Annotated in this window: 23 protein-coding genes; 13 read left to right on the forward strand and 10 right to left on the reverse strand. The window is 69.5% G+C overall.

The window, feature by feature from the left end; translation table 11 throughout:
* Window positions 1-145 precede the first annotated feature (145 nt).
* The 7 genes from cckA to flgB form a co-directional block, all read right to left on the reverse strand.
* Complete coding sequence (cckA, locus tag HNR51_RS24975; protein WP_182556721.1) at window positions 146-2,866, reverse strand: cell cycle histidine kinase CckA; 2,721 nt, start codon at window positions 2,864-2,866, stop codon at window positions 146-148.
* Between the two features lie 158 nt (window positions 2,867-3,024).
* A complete protein-coding gene (gene flhB / locus HNR51_RS24980) occupies window positions 3,025-4,092 on the reverse strand; it encodes a flagellar biosynthesis protein FlhB (protein WP_182556722.1) in 1,068 nt (355 codons plus the stop codon).
* Between the two features lie 39 nt (window positions 4,093-4,131).
* Window positions 4,132-4,908: a flagellar biosynthetic protein FliR gene (gene fliR / locus HNR51_RS24985; RefSeq protein WP_182556723.1), complete on the reverse strand. Its 777-nt coding sequence runs from the start codon at window positions 4,906-4,908 to the stop codon at window positions 4,132-4,134.
* Window positions 4,909-4,953: 45 nt separating this feature from the next.
* Entirely contained in the window at window positions 4,954-5,220 is a 267-nt protein-coding gene (gene fliQ, locus HNR51_RS24990; RefSeq protein WP_012454514.1) for a flagellar biosynthesis protein FliQ, read from the reverse strand.
* A gap of 74 nt (window positions 5,221-5,294) precedes the next feature.
* Entirely contained in the window at window positions 5,295-5,615 is a 321-nt protein-coding gene (gene fliE / locus HNR51_RS24995) for a flagellar hook-basal body complex protein FliE (protein ID WP_012454515.1), read from the reverse strand.
* A 5-nt stretch (window positions 5,616-5,620) separates the two neighbouring features.
* Complete coding sequence (flgC, locus tag HNR51_RS25000) at window positions 5,621-6,031, reverse strand: flagellar basal body rod protein FlgC (RefSeq protein ID WP_012454516.1); 411 nt, start codon at window positions 6,029-6,031, stop codon at window positions 5,621-5,623.
* Between the two features lie 21 nt (window positions 6,032-6,052).
* Window positions 6,053-6,469 carry a flagellar basal body rod protein FlgB gene (gene flgB / locus HNR51_RS25005; protein ID WP_141951586.1) on the reverse strand — a complete coding sequence of 139 codons (417 nt, stop codon included), beginning with the start codon at window positions 6,467-6,469 and terminating at the stop codon, window positions 6,053-6,055.
* A gap of 331 nt (window positions 6,470-6,800) precedes the next feature.
* Here flgB and HNR51_RS25010 point away from each other — a divergent pair, with 331 nt between their 5' ends.
* Both HNR51_RS25010 and HNR51_RS25015 read left to right on the forward strand, forming a co-directional pair.
* Complete coding sequence (locus tag HNR51_RS25010; protein ID WP_182556724.1) at window positions 6,801-8,078, forward strand: hypothetical protein; 1,278 nt, start codon at window positions 6,801-6,803, stop codon at window positions 8,076-8,078.
* Window positions 8,079-8,156: 78 nt separating this feature from the next.
* Window positions 8,157-9,257 carry an NAD(P)/FAD-dependent oxidoreductase gene (locus HNR51_RS25015; protein WP_182556759.1) on the forward strand — a complete coding sequence of 367 codons (1,101 nt, stop codon included), beginning with the start codon at window positions 8,157-8,159 and terminating at the stop codon, window positions 9,255-9,257.
* Here HNR51_RS25015 and HNR51_RS25020 read toward each other — a convergent pair.
* Window positions 9,254-10,093 (reverse strand): transglutaminase-like domain-containing protein, encoded by an 840-nt coding sequence (locus HNR51_RS25020; protein WP_182556725.1) that lies wholly within the window; start codon window positions 10,091-10,093, stop codon window positions 9,254-9,256. The genes HNR51_RS25015 and HNR51_RS25020 overlap by 4 nt on opposite strands.
* A 198-nt stretch (window positions 10,094-10,291) precedes the next feature.
* On the opposite strand from HNR51_RS25020, the gene HNR51_RS25025 reads away from it, so the two are divergent.
* The 11 genes from HNR51_RS25025 (at window position 10,292) to HNR51_RS25075 (ending at window position 17,987) form a co-directional block, all read left to right on the forward strand.
* Entirely contained in the window at window positions 10,292-11,098 is an 807-nt protein-coding gene (locus HNR51_RS25025; RefSeq protein WP_182556726.1) for a heme ABC transporter permease, read from the forward strand.
* An 8-nt stretch (window positions 11,099-11,106) separates the two neighbouring features.
* Window positions 11,107-11,259 (forward strand): heme exporter protein CcmD, encoded by a 153-nt coding sequence (gene ccmD / locus HNR51_RS25030; RefSeq protein WP_012454522.1) that lies wholly within the window; start codon window positions 11,107-11,109, stop codon window positions 11,257-11,259.
* A complete protein-coding gene (locus tag HNR51_RS25035) occupies window positions 11,256-11,876 on the forward strand; it encodes a DsbE family thiol:disulfide interchange protein (protein WP_012454523.1) in 621 nt (206 codons plus the stop codon). Before ccmD ends, HNR51_RS25035 begins: the two co-directional genes overlap by 4 nt.
* 120 nt (window positions 11,877-11,996) lie before the next feature.
* Complete coding sequence (locus HNR51_RS25040) at window positions 11,997-12,740, forward strand: (Fe-S)-binding protein (RefSeq protein ID WP_141951591.1); 744 nt, start codon at window positions 11,997-11,999, stop codon at window positions 12,738-12,740.
* Window positions 12,737-14,311, forward strand: a complete 1,575-nt coding sequence (locus HNR51_RS25045; RefSeq protein WP_182556727.1) for a lactate utilization protein B — start codon at window positions 12,737-12,739, stop codon at window positions 14,309-14,311. Before HNR51_RS25040 ends, HNR51_RS25045 begins: the two co-directional genes overlap by 4 nt.
* Window positions 14,308-14,913, forward strand: coding sequence for a LutC/YkgG family protein (locus HNR51_RS25050; RefSeq protein WP_182556728.1), 606 nt, complete (start codon window positions 14,308-14,310; stop codon window positions 14,911-14,913). Before HNR51_RS25045 ends, HNR51_RS25050 begins: the two co-directional genes overlap by 4 nt.
* A gap of 88 nt (window positions 14,914-15,001) precedes the next feature.
* Entirely contained in the window at window positions 15,002-15,862 is an 861-nt protein-coding gene (locus HNR51_RS25055) for a transglutaminase-like domain-containing protein (RefSeq protein ID WP_182556729.1), read from the forward strand.
* Window positions 15,863-16,283: 421 nt separating this feature from the next.
* On the forward strand, window positions 16,284-16,745 hold the full coding sequence (rplM, locus tag HNR51_RS25060) for a 50S ribosomal protein L13 (protein WP_012454528.1): 462 nt from the start codon (window positions 16,284-16,286) through the stop codon (window positions 16,743-16,745).
* A 2-nt stretch (window positions 16,746-16,747) separates the two neighbouring features.
* Window positions 16,748-17,233: a 30S ribosomal protein S9 gene (gene rpsI, locus HNR51_RS25065; protein ID WP_012454529.1), complete on the forward strand. Its 486-nt coding sequence runs from the start codon at window positions 16,748-16,750 to the stop codon at window positions 17,231-17,233.
* An 85-nt stretch (window positions 17,234-17,318) separates the two neighbouring features.
* A complete protein-coding gene (locus HNR51_RS25070; protein ID WP_182556730.1) occupies window positions 17,319-17,696 on the forward strand; it encodes a DUF2293 domain-containing protein in 378 nt (125 codons plus the stop codon).
* Window positions 17,697-17,777: 81 nt separating this feature from the next.
* Window positions 17,778-17,987, forward strand: a complete 210-nt coding sequence (locus tag HNR51_RS25075) for a TOBE domain-containing protein (RefSeq protein WP_182556731.1) — start codon at window positions 17,778-17,780, stop codon at window positions 17,985-17,987.
* 19 nt (window positions 17,988-18,006) lie between these two features.
* Here the strand turns inward: HNR51_RS25075 and HNR51_RS25080 are convergent, their stop codons facing one another.
* On the reverse strand, window positions 18,007-18,885 hold the full coding sequence (locus HNR51_RS25080) for an aldose 1-epimerase family protein (protein ID WP_182556732.1): 879 nt from the start codon (window positions 18,883-18,885) through the stop codon (window positions 18,007-18,009).
* 60 nt (window positions 18,886-18,945) lie between these two features.
* A complete protein-coding gene (locus HNR51_RS25085; RefSeq protein WP_182556733.1) occupies window positions 18,946-20,736 on the reverse strand; it encodes an ABC transporter ATP-binding protein in 1,791 nt (596 codons plus the stop codon).
* Between the last annotated feature and the right edge of the window lie 187 nt (window positions 20,737-20,923).

A 20,923-nucleotide genomic window follows, 5' to 3' on the forward strand; every position in this document is an offset into this window, starting at 1 on the left:
GCGTCTTCAAACCTAATCTACATTAAGTCTCGGCCGTGTCCCAGTCATCATCCACGTCATCGTGGCCCGTCAGCTCGGGGACGACGAGCGCGGGGCCCGACAGAGGCGCGACCCGTCGCAGTTTGCGCGCCTCTGCGGGTCACGCTCAGCTCGCCATGGTGCGCTTCACCGTCTCGACGAGCTGCTTCAGGCTGAACGGTTTGGGCAGGAAGTTGAAGGTCTCGCCCTCGGGCAGGTTCTTGCGGAACGCGTCCTCGGCATAGCCCGAGACGAAAATCACCTTGAGGTCGGGGAGATGCTTGCGCAGTTCCCGCAGCAGGGTCGGCCCGTCCATCTCCGGCATCACCACGTCGGAGACCACCACGTCGATGCCGTCGGCATGCTCCTCGATCAGGCGCAGGGCCTCGATGCCGGAGGCCGCCTCCAGCACCGTGTAGCCGCGGGCCGACAGCGCGCGGGAATTGACCGCACGAACCGGATCCTCGTCCTCGACGAGCAGGACGGTGCCCTGACCGGTATGGTCGGTCGCGGGCTTCGGCGGCGGTTCCGGCGCCCGCGGCGCGGGATCCGTGCCGGCCTCGGAAGGCTTCCGTTCGGGTGCCTCGCCGGGGCTGAGCGTCGGCTCCGGGCTCTCTGTATCCGCAGACTTCGCCGAGGCGGGAGCCTCCACCCCGGAGGCGGCCCGCGGCGGGGGCAGCGGCTCGGGCAACGGCTCGGTACCGGGCTCGTGTCGCGGCAGGTAGATGCGGAAGGTGGTGCCTTCCCCCACCGTCGACTGCACATCGATGGCGCCGCCCGACTGGTTGACGATGCCGAACACCGTCGAGAGCCCGAGACCGGTGCCCTTGCCGATCTCCTTCGTCGTGAAGAACGGCTCGAAGATCTTCTGGCGCACCTCCGGCGGGATGCCCTCGCCGGTGTCGGTGACCTCGATCATCACGTGATCGCCGGCCGGAATTCCGACCGGACGCTCGCCGGCGACCGGGCAGTTGGCGGTGCGGATCGTCAGGCTGCCGCCGCCCGGCATGGCGTCGCGGGCGTTGACCGCGAGGTTCACGATCACCTGCTCGAACTGGTTCACGTCGGCCTTGATCGGCCAGATCTCGCGGCCATGGCGGAAATCGAGCTGCACGCGCTCGCCGAGCAGGCGCTTGAGGAGGAGCGTCAGGTCGGAGAGCGCCTCCCCGACATCCATCACCTCCGGCCGCAGGGTCTGGCGGCGGGAGAAGGCCAACAGCTGGCGCACCAGGCTCGCGGCCCGGTTCGCGTTCTGCTTGATCTGCATGATGTCTTGGAAGGCGTGGTCGGTCGGCCGGTGGCTGGCGAGCAGCAGGTCCGAGTAGCCGATGATCGCCTGGAGCACGTTGTTGAAGTCGTGGGCGATGCCGCCGGCAAGCTGGCCCACCGTGTCCATCTTCTGGGTCTGTGCGACCTGCTGTTCGAGCTGGCGCTGGGCCGTCGTGTCGAGGGCGTAGAGGATCACCCGCTCGCGGTCGCCGCCGCCGTCGCGCTCCACCTCCGGACCTTGCGTCCCGTCGGCATCCGCCGGGCTCATCCAGACGCGGGCCGAGCGGTCACCGGGGCCGGACAGGCCGACCTCGATCGGGTCGAGCCCGCCGAAGCCGTTCGCGGCCCGCGCCAGCGCGCCCTCGATGGCGCCGCGGTCGCGCTCCAGCACCGCGTCGCGCATCAGCGGATCGGGGGCGTCGCGTCCGGCCTCCGCGGCGGGCTGGCGCGGCATTCCGGCGAACAGGCGCACGAAGGAGGCGTTGGCGCGGATCACCCGGCCGTCGCGGTCGAGGGTGGCGATGGCGATCGGACTGTTGTTGAGGAAGCGGGCGAGCCGCACCTCCGCCGCGCGCTGCGGCTCGTCGGCATCCGAGCCGGCGGAGCGGTTGAGCACGAAGGTGCGCGAGGGACCCGGCGCCCCGTCCTGCCCGTAGGCGACGCGGTGATAGAGCCGGGTCGGCAGGGGCTGGCCGTTGCGGCGGCGCAGGTCGATGTCGAAGCGGTCGGTGCGTACCTCGCCGGCCAGACCCGGCGAAGCGGTGAGCACGTCGGCGCCGGGGGCGATCTCCAGAAGCTTCAGGCCGCCGGAGCCCACGGTGGCGAGGTCGTAGCCGAGCCAGGAGGCCAGCGTCGCGTTCATGTAGACGATCGAGCCGGCGGCATCGATCGACAGGAAGCCCGCGGGCGCGTGGTCGAGATAGTCGATCGCGTGCTGGAGTTCCTGGAAGACGTTCTCCTGGCGCTCGCGCTCGTGGGTGATGTCGCTCACCGTCCAGAGCGCGGCGGAGCCGCGGTGGCGCGGGATCGGCCGCACCGCGATGCGGTACCATGCGAAGTCGCGATCCGCCGCGCCGCCCGGCGGCGGCGACATCCGGATCTCCTCGGTATAGGCGCGGTCGTCGCGGGCCGCCTGGGCGAGGCGGTAGACGGCCTCGGACACCTCGGGCGCGCCGACGAAGATGCGCTCGATCGAGCGCAGGTTCGAGAAGCTGTCGCCGCCGGCCAGCCGCATATAGGCCTCGTTGGCGTAGATCATCCGGCCGTTGTCCTCGACGACGAGCTTGCCCTCCGGGGCGGCGTCGACGATGGCGCGGGTGATGTCGTCGCGGGAGGCCGGGCCGGCGAGCTGGAGCGCGCCGATGGCGAGCGCGAACAGGAAGAACACGCCGGCCATGGCGAGCAGCGCCAGCAGCGCCAGGATCAGCGGCTGCGCCTGCTCGTTGGCGACGAAGGACAGCCCCACCGCCGCGCCGACGAGGAGCCCCGCCAGCATCAGCAGCAGCCCGACACGGCCGGGCCGTTCCGAACGATCGATCGAACCGGACGCCGGCACCGCTGGTCCGCTGACCTCAGCCATCAGGCCCTACCCATCCCTCGCACATGGACGGCACACGGCCGCATCGGGCCCTGTGGGTCGTCGAATGCCGCGCCTTTTTCCGGAGCATTGCCGGACAATGGTGCATAAACCGTGGCGCCTGAACGACTTCGCCGTCCCATGCGGAAGCGGATCGAGCCTCAGGCGGCCCGGCGGCGCAGGCGAAGCACGAAACCGATGACCTCCGCAACTGCGCGATAGTGCTCGGCGGGAATCTCGGCATCGACCTCGACGGTGGCGTGCAGGGCGCGGGCGAGGGGCGGATTCTCCAGCACCGGCACGTCATGGTCGGCGGCCACCGCGCGGATGCGCAGCGCCAGCGAGTCGACACCCTTGGCGACGCAGACGGGGGCCGCCATGCCGGTCTCGTAGCGCAGAGCCACGGCGTAGTGGGTCGGGTTCGTCACCACCACGGTCGCGGTGGGCACGGCCGCCATCATCCGCTTCTTCACCCGCGCTTGGCGCAATTGCCGGATCCGGGCCTTCACCTCGGGGCTGCCCTCGCTCTCCTTGTGCTCCTGCTTCATCTCCTCCTTGGTCATGCGCAGGCGCGTGTGCCAGCGGTGCCGCTGGTAGAGCGCGTCGCCGAGCGCGATGGCCGCGTAGGCTGCGAGCATGCCGCCCATCATCTTGAGGGCGAGCGTGAGGGTGCCCTGGAGCGCGGCGCCGGGATCGAGCTGGGCGAAGGATTCGGCCCGGTCGTGCTCGTTCCACAGGATCGCGCCCGCGATCGTGCCGACCACGATGATCTTGGCGAGGCCCTTGCCGAAATTCACCCAGGCATCCGTGCCGAGCAGGCGCTTGGCGCCGGCCATCGGCGAGATGCGCGCGAATTTCGGCATCAGGCTCTCGGCGGTGAAGATCGGCCGGTGCTGGATCAGGCCGGCGGCGATGGCGGCCAGCATCGCGATGCCGAGCGGCACGGCGAGCGCCTTGGCGCAGACCCACCCCGCGCGCAGCGCCACGCCGAGATAGGTGCCCGCATCCGAGGGGATCGAACCGGCATGTTCGAGAAAGCCGCGCATGTCGCGGGTCAGCCCCTCGGCCATGGGCTTGGCCGAGAGCATCAGGGCCAGCGTGAAGGCCGCCAGGATGAAGAAGGTGTTGATCTCGGGCGAGTTCGGGACGTCGCCGCGTTCGATCGCCTGCTCGATGCGCCGTGCCGTCGGGTCTTCGGTCTTGTCCTCGTCGTCGCTCTCGTCGGCCACCGGTTCAGGCTCCCCCGTTCCGGATCAGCGCGAGGAGAATCAGCGTCCGAGGAACGCGCCGAGATAGCGGCCGAGATCGTCGAGGAACAGCCCCATGATGAGGCCGAGCGCCCCGACGAAGAGCATCATGCCGATCAGCACCGAGGCGGGCACCGCGAGGAAGAAAACCTGCAATTGCGGCATCAGCCGCGACAGCACGCCGAGACCGAGATTGAACAGGATGCCGAAGACGATGAACGGCCCGGAGATCCGCACCGCCAGGGCGAAGCCGCGGCTGAACGCGTCCAGCGCGAGCTTGGCGGCATCCGCCATCGCCGGCACGCCGCTCGGCGGCAGCAGGACGTAGCTGCGCCCGATCGCTTCGAGGGCGACGTGATGGAGGTCGGTCGCCAGGATGAGGGTGACGCCGAGCAGCGCCAGGAAATTGCCGATCGCCGCCTGCTGCCCGCCCATCGTCGGGTCCACGGTCATGGCGTAGGAGAGGCCGAGCTGCTGCGAGATCACCGTGCCCGCGGTCTGAAGCGCGGCGAGGATCATGCGCACGCATAGGCCGAGCATCAGCCCGATCAGGATCTCTCCGAACAGCAGCCCGATGACCGACGGCGCCGCGAGCGCGCCGCTGCCCGTCGGCAGCATCGGGCGCACGGTCGGCAGCAGGACCAGGGTCACGAGCAGGGCCAGCGCGAGCCGCAGGCGGGCGGCGATGAGCTGCTCGCCCAGACCTGGCATCAGCATCATCAGCGTGCCGACTCGGGCGAAGGTGAGGAGGAAGGCCGCCGCGAGGCCGGGCAGCAGCAGGTCGAGCGGCGTGTTCATGCCGGCTCACCCTACACGCTCCGCCGAGCCCGCGCTGCCGCCCCATCATCCCCCCGCGGCGATCCGGGCGGCGATCCGGGCCATGTAGGCGGCCATGGCATCGCCGATGAAGGGCAGCATCAGAAGCATGACGCCGAACACCGCCACGATCTTCGGCACATAGATCAGCGTCTGCTCCTGGATCTGCGTCAGCGCCTGGAACAGCGACACGATCAGGCCGACGACGAGGGCGACGATCATGAGCGGGCCGGCCACCTTCAGGAAGACGAAGATGCCGTCGCGGGCGATGTCGAGGATGGCGAGGCCGGTCATGGGGCTCTGAGCGTTCTCTTCGGGGCGTCGGCAGCATCGCCCTCTCCGTGTGCGGGGAGAGGAGCAAGCCAGTTTCAGATCGGCATGCGCATGATCTCTTCGTAGGCGGAGATCACGCGGTCGCGCACGGCGACCAGGGTCTGGAGGGCGGTCTCGCTCTCGGCGACGGCGGTGACCACGTCCACGACGTTGGCCTTGCCGGTCGCCGCCGACAGGGCGGCGCGGTCGGCCTGGGCGCCGGACTGGGCCACGCTGTCGAGGCTCTGCTGCAGGAAGCCGGTGAATCCCCCCGGCGCGGTCAGACCCTGCGCGCCCTGCACGGGCTTCGCGGCGCCGGGACGGGCGAGGCTCTGGGCGGCGCCGTAGGCACCGGCGGCGAAGGCGGAGGTCGTCATCGGGGCTACGCCTTCAGGATCTCGAGGGTGCGGGAGATCATCCGCCGGGTGGCGGTCACCATGTTGAGGTTGGCCTCGTAGGAGCGCTGGGCCTCGCGCATGTCCATGTTCTCGATCAGCCCGTTGACGTTGGGCAGGCGCACCTCGCCGCGGGCATCGGCCGCCGGGTTGCCGGGGTCGTACTTGGTGCGGAACGGCGTGGGGTCGCGCCGGACCCGGCCCGCCTCGACGACGCTGGCGTTCAGCTCGCGGTCGAACCGGTTGGTGAAGGTCGGGATCTTGCGCCGGTAGGGATCGCCGCCGGGCGTCTGCGCGGCGGAATCGGCATTGGCGATGTTCTCGGCGATGATGCGCATCCGGCCGGACTGCGCCTTGAGGCCGGAGGCGGCGATGCCGAGGCTCTTCAGGAAATCCATGAGACTCTCCGCTCAGCCGCTCTAGCGCTTGCCGACGGCGATTTTCAGGGCGTCGAGGCTCTTCTGGTAGAGCGAGGCGACGAGCTGGTAGTCGGACTGGTTGTCGCCCGCCTTCATCATCTCCTCCTCCAGATTCACGCCGTTGCCGGAAGGGCGGACCTCGAAACCCTTGAAGCGGCGCGGGTCGGCATTCGGCCCGGCGCTCGCCGTCAGCCCGATATGCGCGGCATCCGTGCGGGCGATGCCGTCGCCGCCGACGGCGGCACCGACCGGCGCGGCAAGTCCCACCGAGGCGGCGGAGGGCTCGGCGAGGTCGCGCGGGCGGAAGCCCGCCATGTCGGCGTTGGCGACGTTCTCGGCGAGGAGGGCCTGACGCGCCTGGTGCCAGTGCATCCGGGTGCGCAGCATGCCGAGCAGGGGCAGGTCGGTGAGCGACATGATGCCTCGGGGCCGGCGCGGCGGGCGACGGGCTTCTGAACGGGCCGCGGATCCGGACCCGGCAGAATCTGCCGTCCTTATGGTTAAGGAGCCGTTAACCGGGCAAATCCTGCCGAGTGTCGGCGGCGATGCCGCGCCGCGCGATGGAAGAAGACAGTCACGCCCGGCCGCACCGAGTTGTTAACGAAGTCTCAAGCCGCGTTGCCCGCGATCAAGGCGCCAGCGATAATCGCGCTCTGTATTGCGTGAGGCCGAGATCGCGTCTCCCGCCGGCTCCGGTCGCCGCCGGCTGTCGCGCGGCGGCGGCGGCCCCTTGAGAAAGACGCGGGTCTTGCAAGCGTTCTTCAGTTCCGAGGGCTCCTACGCCCTGCAGTTCCTGGTGATTTTCCTCGTCATCCTGGTGCTGTTCCTGCTCGCGGCGATGCTGTTCATGCGGCTGTCGGGGCGCGGCCTCACCCTGTCGACCGGCGCGGGCCAACGCGGGCGCCAGCCGCGTCTCGGCATCGTCGACATCTACGAACTCGACCGGCAGCGCCAACTCATCCTGCTGCGCCGGGACAATGTGGAGCACCTGCTCCTCGTCGGCGGTCCCAACGATGTCGTGATCGAGCGCCACATCCAGCGCGGCGCTGGCAGCCGCTACGCGCCGGAGGGAAGCCGGCCGGGCGGCGAGATCGGCGCGGCCGAGACCGGCGCGCTCGAGCCGCCGCGCACCGACCCGTTCCTCGATTCGCCGATGCCCCCGACCTTCGCCATGCCGGAGGTGGTGCCGGCCGCGGTGCCCGGAGCCCACCCTGTGCCGGACCGGGCACCGCCCCTCGATCCGGGCCTGTTCGAGCCCGAGGTGACGCCGGCCGATGCGCCGCCCAGGCCGGCCTCGCCGGTCAGCCGCCTGATCCGACGCACGGCGCCGCCCGTGGTCCATCCACGCTCGGATGTCGCGTCCGAGCGCAGCCCCCGCCTCGAACCCGCCGCCGCCCCCGAACCGGCGCCGGAGCCCGTTTCCGAGCCGCCACCCGTCATGGCGAGCCGCGGACCGCGCTCGGTCGATCCGGCGGTGCTCTCCGACATGGCCCGGCAGCTTCAGGTGGCCCTGAAGCGGCCCTCGTCCGCGGTCACGCTGCCGCCGGGGGGCGTCCCGGACACGCCGGTCCCGAAGCCGGCCGAGGCAGAGGCCCCGCCGCCCGATCCCGTCGCCGCGGCGATGGCCGCGGCCCCCCCGGTGCCTCCGGTCCCGGTCGCGCCGACACCGCAGGCGACGGCACCGCTCCCGCAGGAGACGCCCCCTGCCGCGGCAGCGAGCCCGCCCCGCCCCGAACCGACGCCCCCGGTCACACCCCCGGTCAAACCTCCGGCCAAACCCATCACGCCTCCGACATTCGTCGCGCCGCCTAGACCTGAACCGAAGGCCGAGCCCGTCAAGGCCGAGGTTTCCCAATCCGAATCACCGAGATCCGAACCGTCCGGATCCGAGCCGGGGCGGAAGAGCGAGCCGGCGAAGGCTGAGCCGGCCGAGCCCGCCGCTCAAGGGCAGAACCCGTTCTCCGTGGAGGAGATCGAAGCTGAATTCGCTCGTCTCCTCGGGCGTCCGCTCGAGAGCAAGAACTGAGAGTCGGGATTCTTCCGTGACAGGGCGGCCGGCGCGGGAGCGATTAACGGCCCGCGGAATGTGAGGCAGGCCGTAGGCATGGAGGCGCTCGTCGTCGGAGCGGGAGTGGTTGGGCTCGCGGTCGCGCGGGCTCTTGCCCTGCGCGGCGCCTCCGTCGTCGTGGCGGAGGCCGCCGAGGCGATCGGCACCGGCGTCTCCGCGCGCAGCTCGGAGGTGATCCATGGCGGGATGTACTACCCGCCGGGCTCGCTGCGCGCCCGCCACTGCGTCGAGGGCCGCCGCCGCCTGGTCCGCTTCTGCGAAAGCCACGGCGTGCCCTACCGGCTTTGCGGCAAGCTGATCGTGGCGACCCGCGAGGAAGAGCGCCCCGCGCTCGAGACGATCCTGTCCCGCGGGGTGGCGAACGGGGTCGAGGAGTTGGTCCTGCTCGAAGGCGCCGACGCCATCGCCCTGGAGCCGGCCCTGTCCTGCGTCGCCGCGCTCCACTCGCCGGCAACCGGCATCGTCGACAGCCACGCCCTGATGCTCTCCCTTCTCGGCGACATCGAGGATGCGGGCGGCGTGCTGGCCTTGCGTACCCCGATCGACGCGGCCGAGCGCCGGGACGGAGGCTGGCAGGTCCGCTTCGGCGGGGAGGCGCCGGACGTCCTACGGGTCGATTGTCTCGTCAACGCCGCTGGCCTCGGCGCGCAGAGCCTCGCCCGCCGGATCGATGGGACGGCCCCGGATGGCGTGCCCCGGCAGGTTCTGGCCAAGGGCAGCTATTTCGGCTGCAGCGGCCGGCCAGCCTTCACGCGCCTGATCTACCCGGCGCCGGTCGAGGGCGGGCTCGGCATCCACCTGACGCTGGATCTCGCCGGGCGGATGCGATTCGGGCCCGATGTCGAGTGGGTGGACAGACCCGACTATGGGGTCGACCCGGAGCGCGCCGGCCTCTTCGCGGCGGCGATCCGGCGCTATTGGCCCGGCCTTCCGGACGGTCGCCTTGTGCCGGATTATGCCGGCATCCGTCCGAAACTCAGTGGCCCCGGCGAGCCGGCGGCGGATTTCCGCATCGATGGTCCGGCCGAGCACGGGCTGCCCGGACTGGTCCATCTCTTCGGGATCGAGAGTCCGGGGCTGACCTCCGCACTCTCTCTGGCGGAGGACGTGGCCGACCGGCTGATGGCCGAGATTTAGGCCGCCCGCATCAGGCCGGCCGGCGCATCATCCGCGACTTCGTCGGTGTGGACGTCGAACCGGATCAGCCGCGCCGCACCGAAACTCGTCGAGATCGCGCAGTCGGTCGCGTCGCGGCCTCTCGCCATCACGATCCGACCGATACGCGGCGTGTTGTGGCGCGCATCGAAGGTGTACCAGCGCCCACCGAGATAGACCTCGAACCACGCGGAGAAATCCATCGGATCCGGCACGGGCGGCACGCCGATATCCCCGAGATAGCCGGTGCAGTAGCGTGCCGGGATGTTCATGCAGCGGCAGAAGGCGATGGCGAGATGCGCGAAGTCGCGGCAGACGCCGACCTGCTGATGGTAGCCGTCGAAGGCCGAGCGCGTCGAATCCGCGAGCTGGTAATCGAAGCGGATGCGCCGGTGCACGTAATCGACGATGGCCTGGACCCGCGCCCAGCCTTCAGGGGTCTGGCCGAACAGCTCCCACGCAATCGCCGTCAGCTTGTCCGTGTCGCAGTAGCGGCTCGCCATCAGGTAGACCATCACGTCATCGGGCAAGGCCTCGACCGGGATCTGGCGGGCCTCCGGCGCGACTTCGTCCGGCCGTCCCGAATCGGCGACCAGGAGATCCGCCGAGATCGTGAGACGGCCGGGCGGGGCGACGATCCGGGTGCAGACGTTGCCGAAGGCGTCGATGGTTTGCCGCTGGGGGATCGGCGGATCGAAGGTGATGGTCTCAGGGCTGCGCAGGTCGCCCTGGCGCGAGGGATGGACGCTGAGGAGCAGCGCCATCGGCGTCGCGGCATCAGTCTCGAACGTGATATCGTATCCGGTCTTGATCAGCATGGAGCGGCTCGTGACTATGCTCTTCAATCCCGGAAAGTAGAGGCGCCACCGGGATGAGCCTTCAATTGGCGAGAGTACGAGTCGTTCCAACCTCAAGCTGCACAAATGTTTCGCAGGGTGCCGGCCTGCGCGCCAACCGACGGCCGGGACGCTGGCGCGCATTGCCGCTGCGCCGCACTCAGCGGTATGGAGGCCTCCATGTGGACCGCTCTCTGGAACCGCCTTGCCCATCCGGGCCACTTCCTGCGCTGGTCGGGCGCGACCCTTCCCTGGCTCGCCGCGGTGTCGGCGCTGCTGGTGGCCGTCGGGCTGTACCTGACCTTCTTCGTCGTGCCGCCCGACTACCAGCAGGGCGATACGGTGCGGATCATGTACGTGCATGTCCCCGCCGCGATCCTCGGCATGGGCTTCTACGGCGCGATGACGCTGTCCGCGATCGGCACCCTGGTCTGGCGCCATCCCCTCGCCGACGTCTCGCAGCGCGCCGCTGCGCCGATCGGCGCCGCCTTCACCCTGATCTGCCTCGTCACCGGTTCGCTCTGGGGCAAGCCGATGTGGGGCACCTACTGGGTCTGGGACGCGCGCCTGACCTCGATGCTGGTGCTGTTCCTGATCTATTGCGGCATCATCGCCCTGTGGCGCACCATCGAGGATCCGAGCCGAGCGGCGCGGGCGGTCTCGATCCTGACCCTGGTCGGCGCGGTGAACCTGCCGATCATCAAGTTCTCGGTGAACTGGTGGTCCACCCTCCACCAGCCGGCCTCGATCCTGCGCATGGGCGGCTCCTCCATCGATTCCTCAATGCTCTACCCGCTGCTCGAGATGGTCGTGGCGATGACGCTGCTGGGCATCACCCTGCACCTCCAGGCGATGCGCACGGAGATCTACCGCCGGCGGGTGCGGACCCTGCTGATCCGGCAGGCCGAGCGACTCGATGCCGGCGCGGAGGGCGCCGTGCCGGTCGCCCGCGTGGCCGCCTCCCTTCCCGTGGGTCAAGCGATCTGAGCAGAACCATGGATTTCGGACCCTACACCGCCTTCATTGCCGGCTCCTACGGCTTCGCGGCCCTGGTGCTCGGCGGCCTGATCGTCAATGGCTGGTGGGACGGGCGGGCGCAGCGCCGCGCCCTCGCCGAGCTTCAGGATGAGCGGGGAGGGCGCCCGTGAGCGCGCAAGCCCCCGGTTCGCTTCCGCCCGGCACCGGCGATCGGCCCCGGCGCTCGCTCCTCGTGCTGCTGCCGGTCGTCGTCTTCGCCGTGCTGGCAGTGACCTTCTTCGTCAGGCTGCGCTCGGGCGCCGATCCGCAGGCGCTGCCCTCGGCGCTGATCGGAAAGCCGGCGCCTGCCTTCGCGCTGGGTCCGGTGCCGGGCCTGGAGGCCGACGGCAAGCCGGTGCCCGGCCTGTCGAGCGCCGACCTCAAGGGGCAGGTCACCGTCCTGAACGTCTTCGCCTCGTGGTGCGCTCCCTGTCAGGTCGAGCACCCGATGCTGATGCGGCTGGCGCAGGAGCCCGGCATCCGCCTCGTCGGCATCGACTATAAGGATCCGGGCGATGCCGGGCGGCGCTGGCTCGAGCGGCACGGTCTGCCCTTCGCGGCGGTCGGCGCCGACCCGAGCGGCCGGGCCGGCATCGATCTCGGCGTCTACGGGGTGCCCGAGACCTTCATCATCGGCCCGGACGGCGTGATCCGCGACAAGCTCGTCGGCATCCTGACGCCGGAGAACTATGCCAGCGTGCTGGGCCGCATCCGCGCCGCCGGCCGGACCACTCCCGTGACGAACTGACCGACGCGTCGGCCCGCGCTTGGAAACCCGGGATCGGGGGCGTATGCAGCCTTGCCGGCTTGAAAGCGTTCCAAGGTGGACCAGCCGGCCCTTCGGCTGAGACCACGATCAAAGAGTGCCATGCGGATCGGGCTGTTCGTCCCCTGCTACGTCGATGCCTTCGAACCGGAGGTCGGCATCGCGACGCTGGAGCTGCTGGAGCGCTTCGGCCTGACGGTCGAGTATCCCTACGACCAGACCTGCTGCGGCCAGCCGATGACCAATACCGGCTGCCATCAGGAGGCTGCCGCGACCGAGGCGCTGTTCGTCAAGAATTTTTCCGGGTTCGACTACGTCGTCGCCCCGTCCGGCTCCTGCGTGCATCAGGTACGCGAGCATCTCACCGCCATCCCGCAGACCGATGAGGTCAAGGCGGTGCGGGCCAAGACCTTCGAGCTGGTCGAGTTCCTGCACGACGTCCTCAAGATCGAGGATCTGCCCTGGGCGGCGTTCCCCCACAAGGTCGCCTACCACTCGAACTGCAACGCCCTGCGCGGCATCGGCCACGCCCGGCCGACGGAGCTGAACCGGCCGTTCTTCTCGAAGCCCCTCAACCTGCTGAAGAAGGTGAAGGGGCTGGAGGTCGTCGATCTCACTCGGCCCGACGAGTGCTGCGGCTTCGGCGGCACCTTCTCGGTGTTCGAGCCCGCGGTCTCGGCCAAGATGGGCTACGACAAGGTGACGGATCAGGCCCGCGCCGGTGCCGAATACGTCGTCTCGGCCGATTCCTCCTGCCTGATGCATCAGAAGGGCTGCGCCGAGCGCCTCGGCGTCCCGCTGAAATACATCCACATCGCCCAGGTGCTGAACGGAGCTGCCGCATGAGCGCCGACGACCTGACCCCGCGCCAGACCGAGGATGTGCTCCATCCGGAGGTGCGCGCCCCCTCCGACGAAAGCGAGCGCGGCCCCGGCGGCGACCGGCTCCAGCACGCGGAGGCCGCCTCGAAGCCGATCCGCGCCGACGCCCCCCGCGAGCCGCAGCCCCGCGGCGCCAAGGTGCGCGGAAATCGGCCGATCGATCAGGCGGAGGCCGCCGAGCGCTTCCTCGCGGCGCCGCTGCATCAGAAGGCTCATGACGAGCGCCTTTGGGACGTGCGCCGCAAGCGCGATGTCGCCGCCCACGGCATCCCCGAATGGGAGGAGCTTCGCGAACTCGCCTCGCAGATCAAGACGCACACGCTGACCCATCTCGACCACTACCTCGAACAGTTCGAGGCGGCGGCGCGGGCCAACGGCGTCCATGTCCACTGGGCCGAGGATGGGGCGGACCACAACCGCATCGTCCTCGACATCCTGCGGAAGCACGGCGCCAAGTCGCTGGTGAAGTCGAAGTCGATGCTCACCGAGGAATGCGGCTTCCGCCACTTCATGGCCGCCCACGACATCGACGTGATCGAGACCGATCTCGGCGAGCGCATCCAGCAGCTCGACGAGGAGGAGCCGAGCCACGTGGTGATGCCGGCGGTCCACAAGACCCGCCTCGACGTCGCCGACGTGTTCGCGCGGACGCTCGGCACCGATCCCGACAACGACGACGCCCACTACCTCGCCGAGAGCCAGCGCGAGACGACCCGTCCGCTGATCCTCAAGGCCGATGCGGGGCTGACCGGCTGCAACTTCGCCATCGCCGAGACCGGCACGGTCGTCACCTGCACCAACGAGGGCAATGCCGACCTCTCCGGCAACGTGCCGCCGCTGCAGATCCACTCCATCGGCATCGAGAAGATCATCCCCAAGGTCGAGCATCTCGGCGTGTTCATCCGCCTGCTGTCGCGCTCGGCTCTCGGTTCGCCGATCACCCAGTACACCTCGCATTTCCGCGGGCCGCGGCCCGGCACCGAGATGCACATGGTGCTGGTCGATAACGGCCGCTCCGAGCGGCTGGCGATGGAGGAGTTCTGGACCTCGCTCAAATGCATCCGCTGCGGCGCCTGCATGAACACCTGCCCGGTCTACCGGCGCTCGGGCGGCCTCTCCTACGGCGCCACCTATTCCGGTCCGATCGGGCTCATCATCGACCCGACCTTCAACAAGCGGAAATACTCGACCCTGCCGTTCTCCTCGACCATGAACGGCTCCTGCACCAATGTCTGCCCGGTGAAGATCAACATTCACGAGCAGATCTTCGCATGGCGCAAGGTGCTGGCCGAGGAGCACCAGATCCCACTGCTGAAGCAGGGCATGATGAAGGCGGCCGGCGCCGTGCTGAGCCGGCCCGCCGCCTACCGCGCGGCGATCCAGACCGCCGATTCGGCCCTGCGCGTGCTGCCGCGCTTTGCCGTCTACAACCCGGCCAACACCTGGGGGAAGAAGCGTGAGATGCCCCAGGCGCCGCGCCAGAGCTTCCACGCGTGGTATCGCCAGAACCGGATGAAGAAGGGGACGGAGGCGTGAGCGCCCGCGACGCCATCCTCGCCCGGCTCAAGGCCAACCGCCCGGCCGGCGAGTTCCCGCTGCCCGACGTGCCGACCTTCGCGCCGCTCGTCGGCGAGGACTGGGTCACCGAGTTCGCAGAGCGCCTGGGCAAGATGGGCGGGCGCGTCGAGCGCGCCGGCAGCCCGGCGGATCCCTTCGCGCCGGTGCGGTCGCGCCTCAGCGGCGCAGCGGTGATCGCGTCCGCCGTGCCGGAATTCGCAGGCAACCGCGACCTGGCCGCGATCACCGGACCGACCGAGGTCAACGACGTCGATGTGGCGATCGTCCGTGCGCGCTTCGGCGTAGCCGAGACCGGCTCGGTTCTGTTCACGCAGGACGACCTGATCGTGAACGCGGTGGCCTATCTCGCACAGCACCTAATCGTCCTGCTCGACCCCGCCGACATCGTCGTGAACATCCAGGCCGCCTATCAACGGCCGGAGTTCGGTCAGGCGTCCTATGCGGTGCTCCATACCGGCCCGTCCGCCACGGCCGACATCGAAGGTGTGCTGATCCACGGCGCACAGGGCGTGCGATCGCTGACCGTGCTCATGCTGCCGCGCAAAAAACGAGCAGCCTGAAAGCGGAGCCGGACGGCGATTGGCGCGTTTGCGGCGAAATGCCCCGCTCGACCGGGGCGATATCCCCGCAAAATCCGGAGTTTCCCCCGTGCGCTTCAAGCTCGGTTGCAGCCTTGCCTATGAGGTCAAGGAGCCCACCACCTTCATCTTCAACGTCGAGGTCGCGCAGCTGCGGAGTCTCGACATCGCCAGCGAGTCCCTGACGCTGGCCCCGGACCTCGCGCGCCGCGTCTACGTCACGCCCGACCTCAAGAACCGCTATCTCGGGGTCAACGTGCAGCCGGGCCCGTTCTCGCTCGAGTACAAGGCCGAGGTGGAACTGACCGTCGTGCGGGCCGATCCCGAGACGATCTCGGAAACGCCCGTTTCGGAACTGCCGCTCGATATCCTGCCCTTCCTGCTGCCGAGCCGCTTCGTCTCCTCCGACCGGCTCGCTGCTTTCGCCGAGGCCGAATTCGGACATCTGCCGAAGGGACATCGGCGGGTGAATGCGATCTGCAACTGGATCCACGACAACATCGCCTACCAGCGCGGCGCCAGCGACGGCGAGACGACGGCGGATGAGAGCCTGCTGAAGCGGGCGGGCGTGTGCCGCGACTTCGCCCATCTCGGCGCGGCCTTCTGCCGGGCGCTCGGCATCCCGGCCCGCTTCGTGAGCTGCTATGCCTACGGCTTGGTGCCGAGCGACTTCCATGCCGTGTTCGAGGCCTATCTCGACGGGCGCTGGTGGCTGTTCGACGCGACGCGCCAAGCCCATCTCGACGGACTCGTGCGCATCGGCATCGGCCGCGATGCGGCGGAGATCGCTTTCGCCACTCCCTATGGCGAGATGCAGTCGACCGGCATGGAGATCCGCATCGACCGCGCCGACGGTGGTCCGGAGCCGGCCGAGCGCACCGTCGATGCGATCTCGACCGAGGAGCCGGCGCCCCATGCGGGCGCCGTGTGAGCGCAACCCGAACCGGCATTCGCCTCCTGGCATCCGGCCCAAGGGTCACTGCTTCGGCGCTTAATGAAATTTTTTTCATGGCGGGCGGATTAAACGGCATTATCGCTCGTCAATCCTATGTTCCAGGTGAGCCTGGACGAATCTCCAAAACTTCGCCCGCCCGGCTTCCGCCGCGGCGGGCTTTTTTCGTTCGATCGCGCCGTGAGAGTGGGAACGACGTCGCGCCATATGTGTCGATGTATGCGGTATCAAAATACCGCATCGGCAAACGCCTTCAGAAGATTGCAGTTTTCTCGATACTGGGTGTCCAGCGCGCCTTGACGCTGCCGCGAATCCCCCGTAGTGACCCTCCCGCACGCCGCTGCGTCCTCACCGACGCGGCGGCGCCTTGTTTCCAACGTCACCGGCACGGGAATCGGCCATGAAGACCACTTCGCTGAAGCCCGCCGACGTCGACAAGAAGTGGGTCGTGATCGACGCCGAGGGCCTCGTCGTGGGCCGTCTCGCTTCGATCGTGGCGATGCGCCTGCGCGGCAAGCACAAGGCCGCCTACACGCCCCACGTCGATTGCGGCGACCACGTCATCGTCATCAACGCGGACAAGGTGAAGTTCACCGGCCGCAAGTACGACCAGAAGGTCTACTACCACCACACGGGCTATCCGGGCGGCATCAAGGAGCGCTCGGCCAAGTTCATCCTCGAGGGTCGGTTCCCCGAGCGTGTGGTCGAGAAGGCTGTCGAGCGCATGCTGCCCCGCGGCCCGCTCTTCCGCCAGATCCTCGGCCACCTGCGCGTCTACAAGGGCTCCGAGCACCCCCACGAGGCCCAGCAGCCGCAGGCGCTCGACGTCGGCTCCCTCAACCGTAAGAACGTGAGCGCTTGATCATGGCGACCCTTCAGTCCCTCGCCGATCTCAATCGGGCGAACACCCAGACGAGCAACCCCGAGAACGAGGCGCCCGTCCACGTCCAGAAGCTGGACGCCCAGGGCCGTGCCTACGCCACCGGCAAGCGCAAGGACGCGGTCGCCCGTGTCTGGATCAAGCCCGGCAACGGCACCGTGGTCGTCAACGGCCGCGCGGTCGAGACCTACTTCGCCCGTCCGGTGCTGCGCATGATCCTGCGCCAGCCGCTGGAGATCGTCGGCCGCGTCGACCAGTACGACATCACCGTCACGGTGAAGGGCGGCGGTCTCTCCGGTCAGGCCGGCGCCGTGCGCCACGGCCTGTCCAAGGCCCTGACCTACTACGAGCCGGAGCTGCGCTCGCCGCTCAAGCGCGAAGGCTTCCTGACCCGCGACCCGCGCGTCGTGGAGCGCAAGAAGTACGGCCGCAAGAAGGCTCGCCGCAGCTTCCAGTTCTCGAAGCGCTAAGGCGTTTCACGCATCACCGCTTATCAAGGGGCGGGGCCGCGAGGCTCCGCCCTTTCTCGTTGTCCGGATATCGCGAGGCTGCCGCATGAAGAGGGGAGGGAGCCCGGACCGGCCGCGCGACGGCCTGCCGCTGGACCGCCGCGCCGTCATCGCCGAAGCGCTGGCCCGGCTCGCCCCGCGCCTGCCGGATTTCGAGGCGGAGGCGGTGCTGGACCGGGCCCTGCGCAGCCCCGGCCTGCGCGGTGCGGTGCCGGAAACCGCCGCATGGCTCGCGCTGACCGCCTTCGCCCGGCACGCCTTCACCGAGTACGACAACCTGCTCGACGAAGGCTACGACCGCGACAGTGCCCGCCACTTCGTACTCGACGACATGAACGCCATGCTGGCCGAATGGGGCTGCCGCCGACGCGTCTCCGAAGAGGCCGAGATCGAGGCCGGCGAGGACGATCTCCCGGAAGCGTGAGGGGGAAGTGTGCGGCCTCCGCTTGCCGGTTCGCCGTCGCTGGGGCACGGAGCCCCATCCTAACGGCAGAGGAAGTCACCCATGAAGCTCAGCGCGCGCAACGTCCTCAAGGGCAAGGTCGTCTCGGTCGAGAAGGGCGCGACCGCGGCGCATGTGAAGATCGAGATCGCCACCGGTCAGGTCGTCACCTCGGCGATCACCAACGAGTCGGTCGATGCCCTCGGGCTGAAGATCGGCGGCGAGGCTTATGCCGTGATCAAGAGCTCCGACGTCATCATCGCCGTCGACTGATTGCGGTCGCGAGCGGGGCTCAGCCCTCGATCGCCAATTCGATTCCGTGCCGGGCGGTCGCGCCCGGCGCGAGCCGGCGCTGCGAGTCCCGCTCCGCCAACTCGCCCTCGAAGCCGGCCCAGTCGGCGTGCCCGCTCCAGGCTTCCAGCGACAGGAACGGTGCCGTCGGCTTCGTCCAGACCGCGAGATGGGGAAAATCCTCCATCCGCATGGCGATGGTCCGGCCGCTCGGCGCGACGAACCGCATCATGCGGCTCTTCGCGTTAAGGAAGACCAGGGCCTCGGTGAACAGGTCCGGATCGAGGTCGAGGCGCGCGCCGTCGAGGGGCAGGGGCCGCTCGCTGCGCACCAGCAACCCGCCAGCGCCGACCTCGGGCACGAAGGGCCGCTCCGCTGCCTCGAACAGAACCGCGTAGCCGCCTCCGGCGCGCCGCTCGCCCCCGGCGAAGGGCCAGGGAAAGGCCGGGTGGAAACCGAGGGCGTAGGGCAGAGGAACCTCGCCCGGATTCTCGACCTCGATCGCGAAAGCGAGCCCGTTCGGTGTGATGCGGGCCTCGATCGTCAGCCGGAACGCGAAGGGGAAATGCGCCCGCGTCGCCTCGCTGTCGCTCAGGCGCAGGGACACCGCGTCCTCGCGCCGCGAGACAAGTGTGAACGGCAGGTCGCGGGCAAAGCCGTGCTGCGCCATCGGATAGCGCCGGCCCTCCACCTGCACATGGCCGCCGGAGGAGGCGCCGACGACGGGAAAGAGCCAGGGCGCGCTGCGATTCCAGTGCTCCGGATCGCCGTTCCAGAGATAGTCGCGGCCGTCCACCTGCCAGGAAACCGGCTCGGCCCCGCGCAATGCGATCCGCGCCGTGCTGCCGTCGCCCGCCCGGATCTCGACCGTCTCGTCCATCGCCACCCCCGTGCGCCCACTGCTCCGCTTGGAAGCGATAGCCGGGCTGGGGCGAGACCGCTACCGGGCCGGTGCCGCGAGGGAGGCGTCGGGCAAAAGAGAATTCGCCGGATCCGCGATCACCTGCGCGGGCGGACCCGAGGCGACGATCCGGCCCTCCTCGACGACGTGGACCATGTCGGCGTGGCGCAGCGAGGTGAGGCGGTGGGCGATCATGATGATCGTGCGCGTGCCGCCGAGCGCGCCGAGCGCGGCCATCACCGCCGCCTCGGTCTCGCCGTCGAGGGCGCTGGTCGCCTCGTCGAACACGATCACGTCAGGGTTGTGGTAGAGCGCGCGGGCGATACCGATCCGCTGGCGCTGGCCGCCGCTGAGCCGCGCCCCGCGCTCGCCCACGCCGGTCTCGTAGCCTTGGGACAGGGCCGCAATGAAGTCGTGCGCTCCGGCGAGCCGCGCGGCACGCTCCACCGCCGCCCGGTCGAGCCGCTCCGGGGTGATGCCCAGGGCGATGTTCTGAGCAATGCTGCCGTCGATCAGGAACACGTCTTGCGGCACGTAGCCGATCCGGTTCTGCCACGCGGGCAGGCTGTCGGGATCGAGCGGACGGCCATCGATCAGGATGCGGCCTCGCGTCGGTGTCAGGATGCCGAGGATCAGCCCGACCAGGGTCGATTTGCCCGAGCCAGTGCGGCCGACGAGGCCGACCGTGGTGTGGGCGGGGATCGTCAGATCGATCCCGCGCAGGGTCGGGCGGCCGGGCTCGTAGTCGAAGGCGACCGCCTCCAGGCGAATGTCTTGCGCAAAGGGCAGGCGCTCGGCTGTGCGGGACTGCTTCTGGCGCTCCCCCGCCAGCGCATCGACGATCAGGCGTACGCCCGGCAGGTGGAAGCGCAACTGCGAGACGGAGGTGAAGATGTTCTGGAAGGCCGGCAGCATGCGGTAGCCGGCAAAGGCGAACAGGCCGAGCAGCGGCAGCATGCCGGCGGTGTCGATCCCTTGCGTCAGCGCGAACAGCACCACGGCGATCACGCCGCCGAAGGCGAGCGATTCGATGACGAAGCGCGGCAATTGCCCGGTGACGAGGCTGGAGGCGAGCGCCTGGGCATAGGAGCGGGCCGGCGCATCGAAGCCGGCGGTGAAGGTCTCCGCCCGGCCGTAGAGCTTGAGTTCGGTCAGCGCGCCGAAGGTCTCCTGGACCACCCGGTAGCGGCCCTCGTTGCCCGCGACGGCCCGCGTGCCCAGCCGGGCGAGCCGGGCGCGCATCACCAGATAGATCCCGACATAGAGCCCACCGAAGCCGCCGCCGAGGATCAGTGCGAGCCGCGGCTGGTAGGCGATCAGGAAGATCACGACGGCCAGGGCCGAGGCGCCGCGCGAGGCGATCACCATGGCCGGTGTGAGCACGCCGACCACGAGGCGGTCGGTCTCGCTCAGAACGTTCTTGGCGAGTTCCGCGCTGTTGGCATGGGCGAAGAACAGACGCTCGCGATCGACGTAGCGGGCGAGCAGGCGCCGGGCGAAGCCGTAGCCCACGAGATGGGCGAACAGGAGCTGCGCATAGGCGAAGACGGCGTTGACCGTGCTGGTGAGCAGGATCGCGGCGAGCGCGGCAAAGCCTGTGGCCAGCAGAAAGGCCCGGTCGTCGGCGAGGCCCAGGCCGTCGCGCAGGCTGCCGAGGAACGGGATCCGGGCCGCCGCGCCGGGATCGCCGACGAGCGTCAGGAAGGGCAGCACCGAGGCAACGCCGACCACTTCGAGCAGGGCCGCGACCCCGAGCCCGAGACCGAGCAGCGTCAGCCTCCGCCGGTCGCGCCGTCGCATCACCCGCAGGAGATCGAGGAGGGTCCTCACACGGTCACCGGGCGAGAGAGGGGCTCAGGTCCGAGGGAAACGACGGGAAACCCGCCGCGTCGCTGGAACACGCATCGCGCCGCGGACCTGACGGCACCGGAGCGCTGCTTAAGTGGTTGATAGGAAACGGACCCTTGGGCCCGCCTGTATCTGGGTCCGGTCTCTAACACGGGGGGGCGAGGGGGCG

It is taken from the genome of Methylorubrum thiocyanatum (assembly GCA_014138645.1).
Lineage (GTDB): Bacteria > Pseudomonadota > Alphaproteobacteria > Rhizobiales > Beijerinckiaceae > Methylobacterium > Methylobacterium thiocyanatum.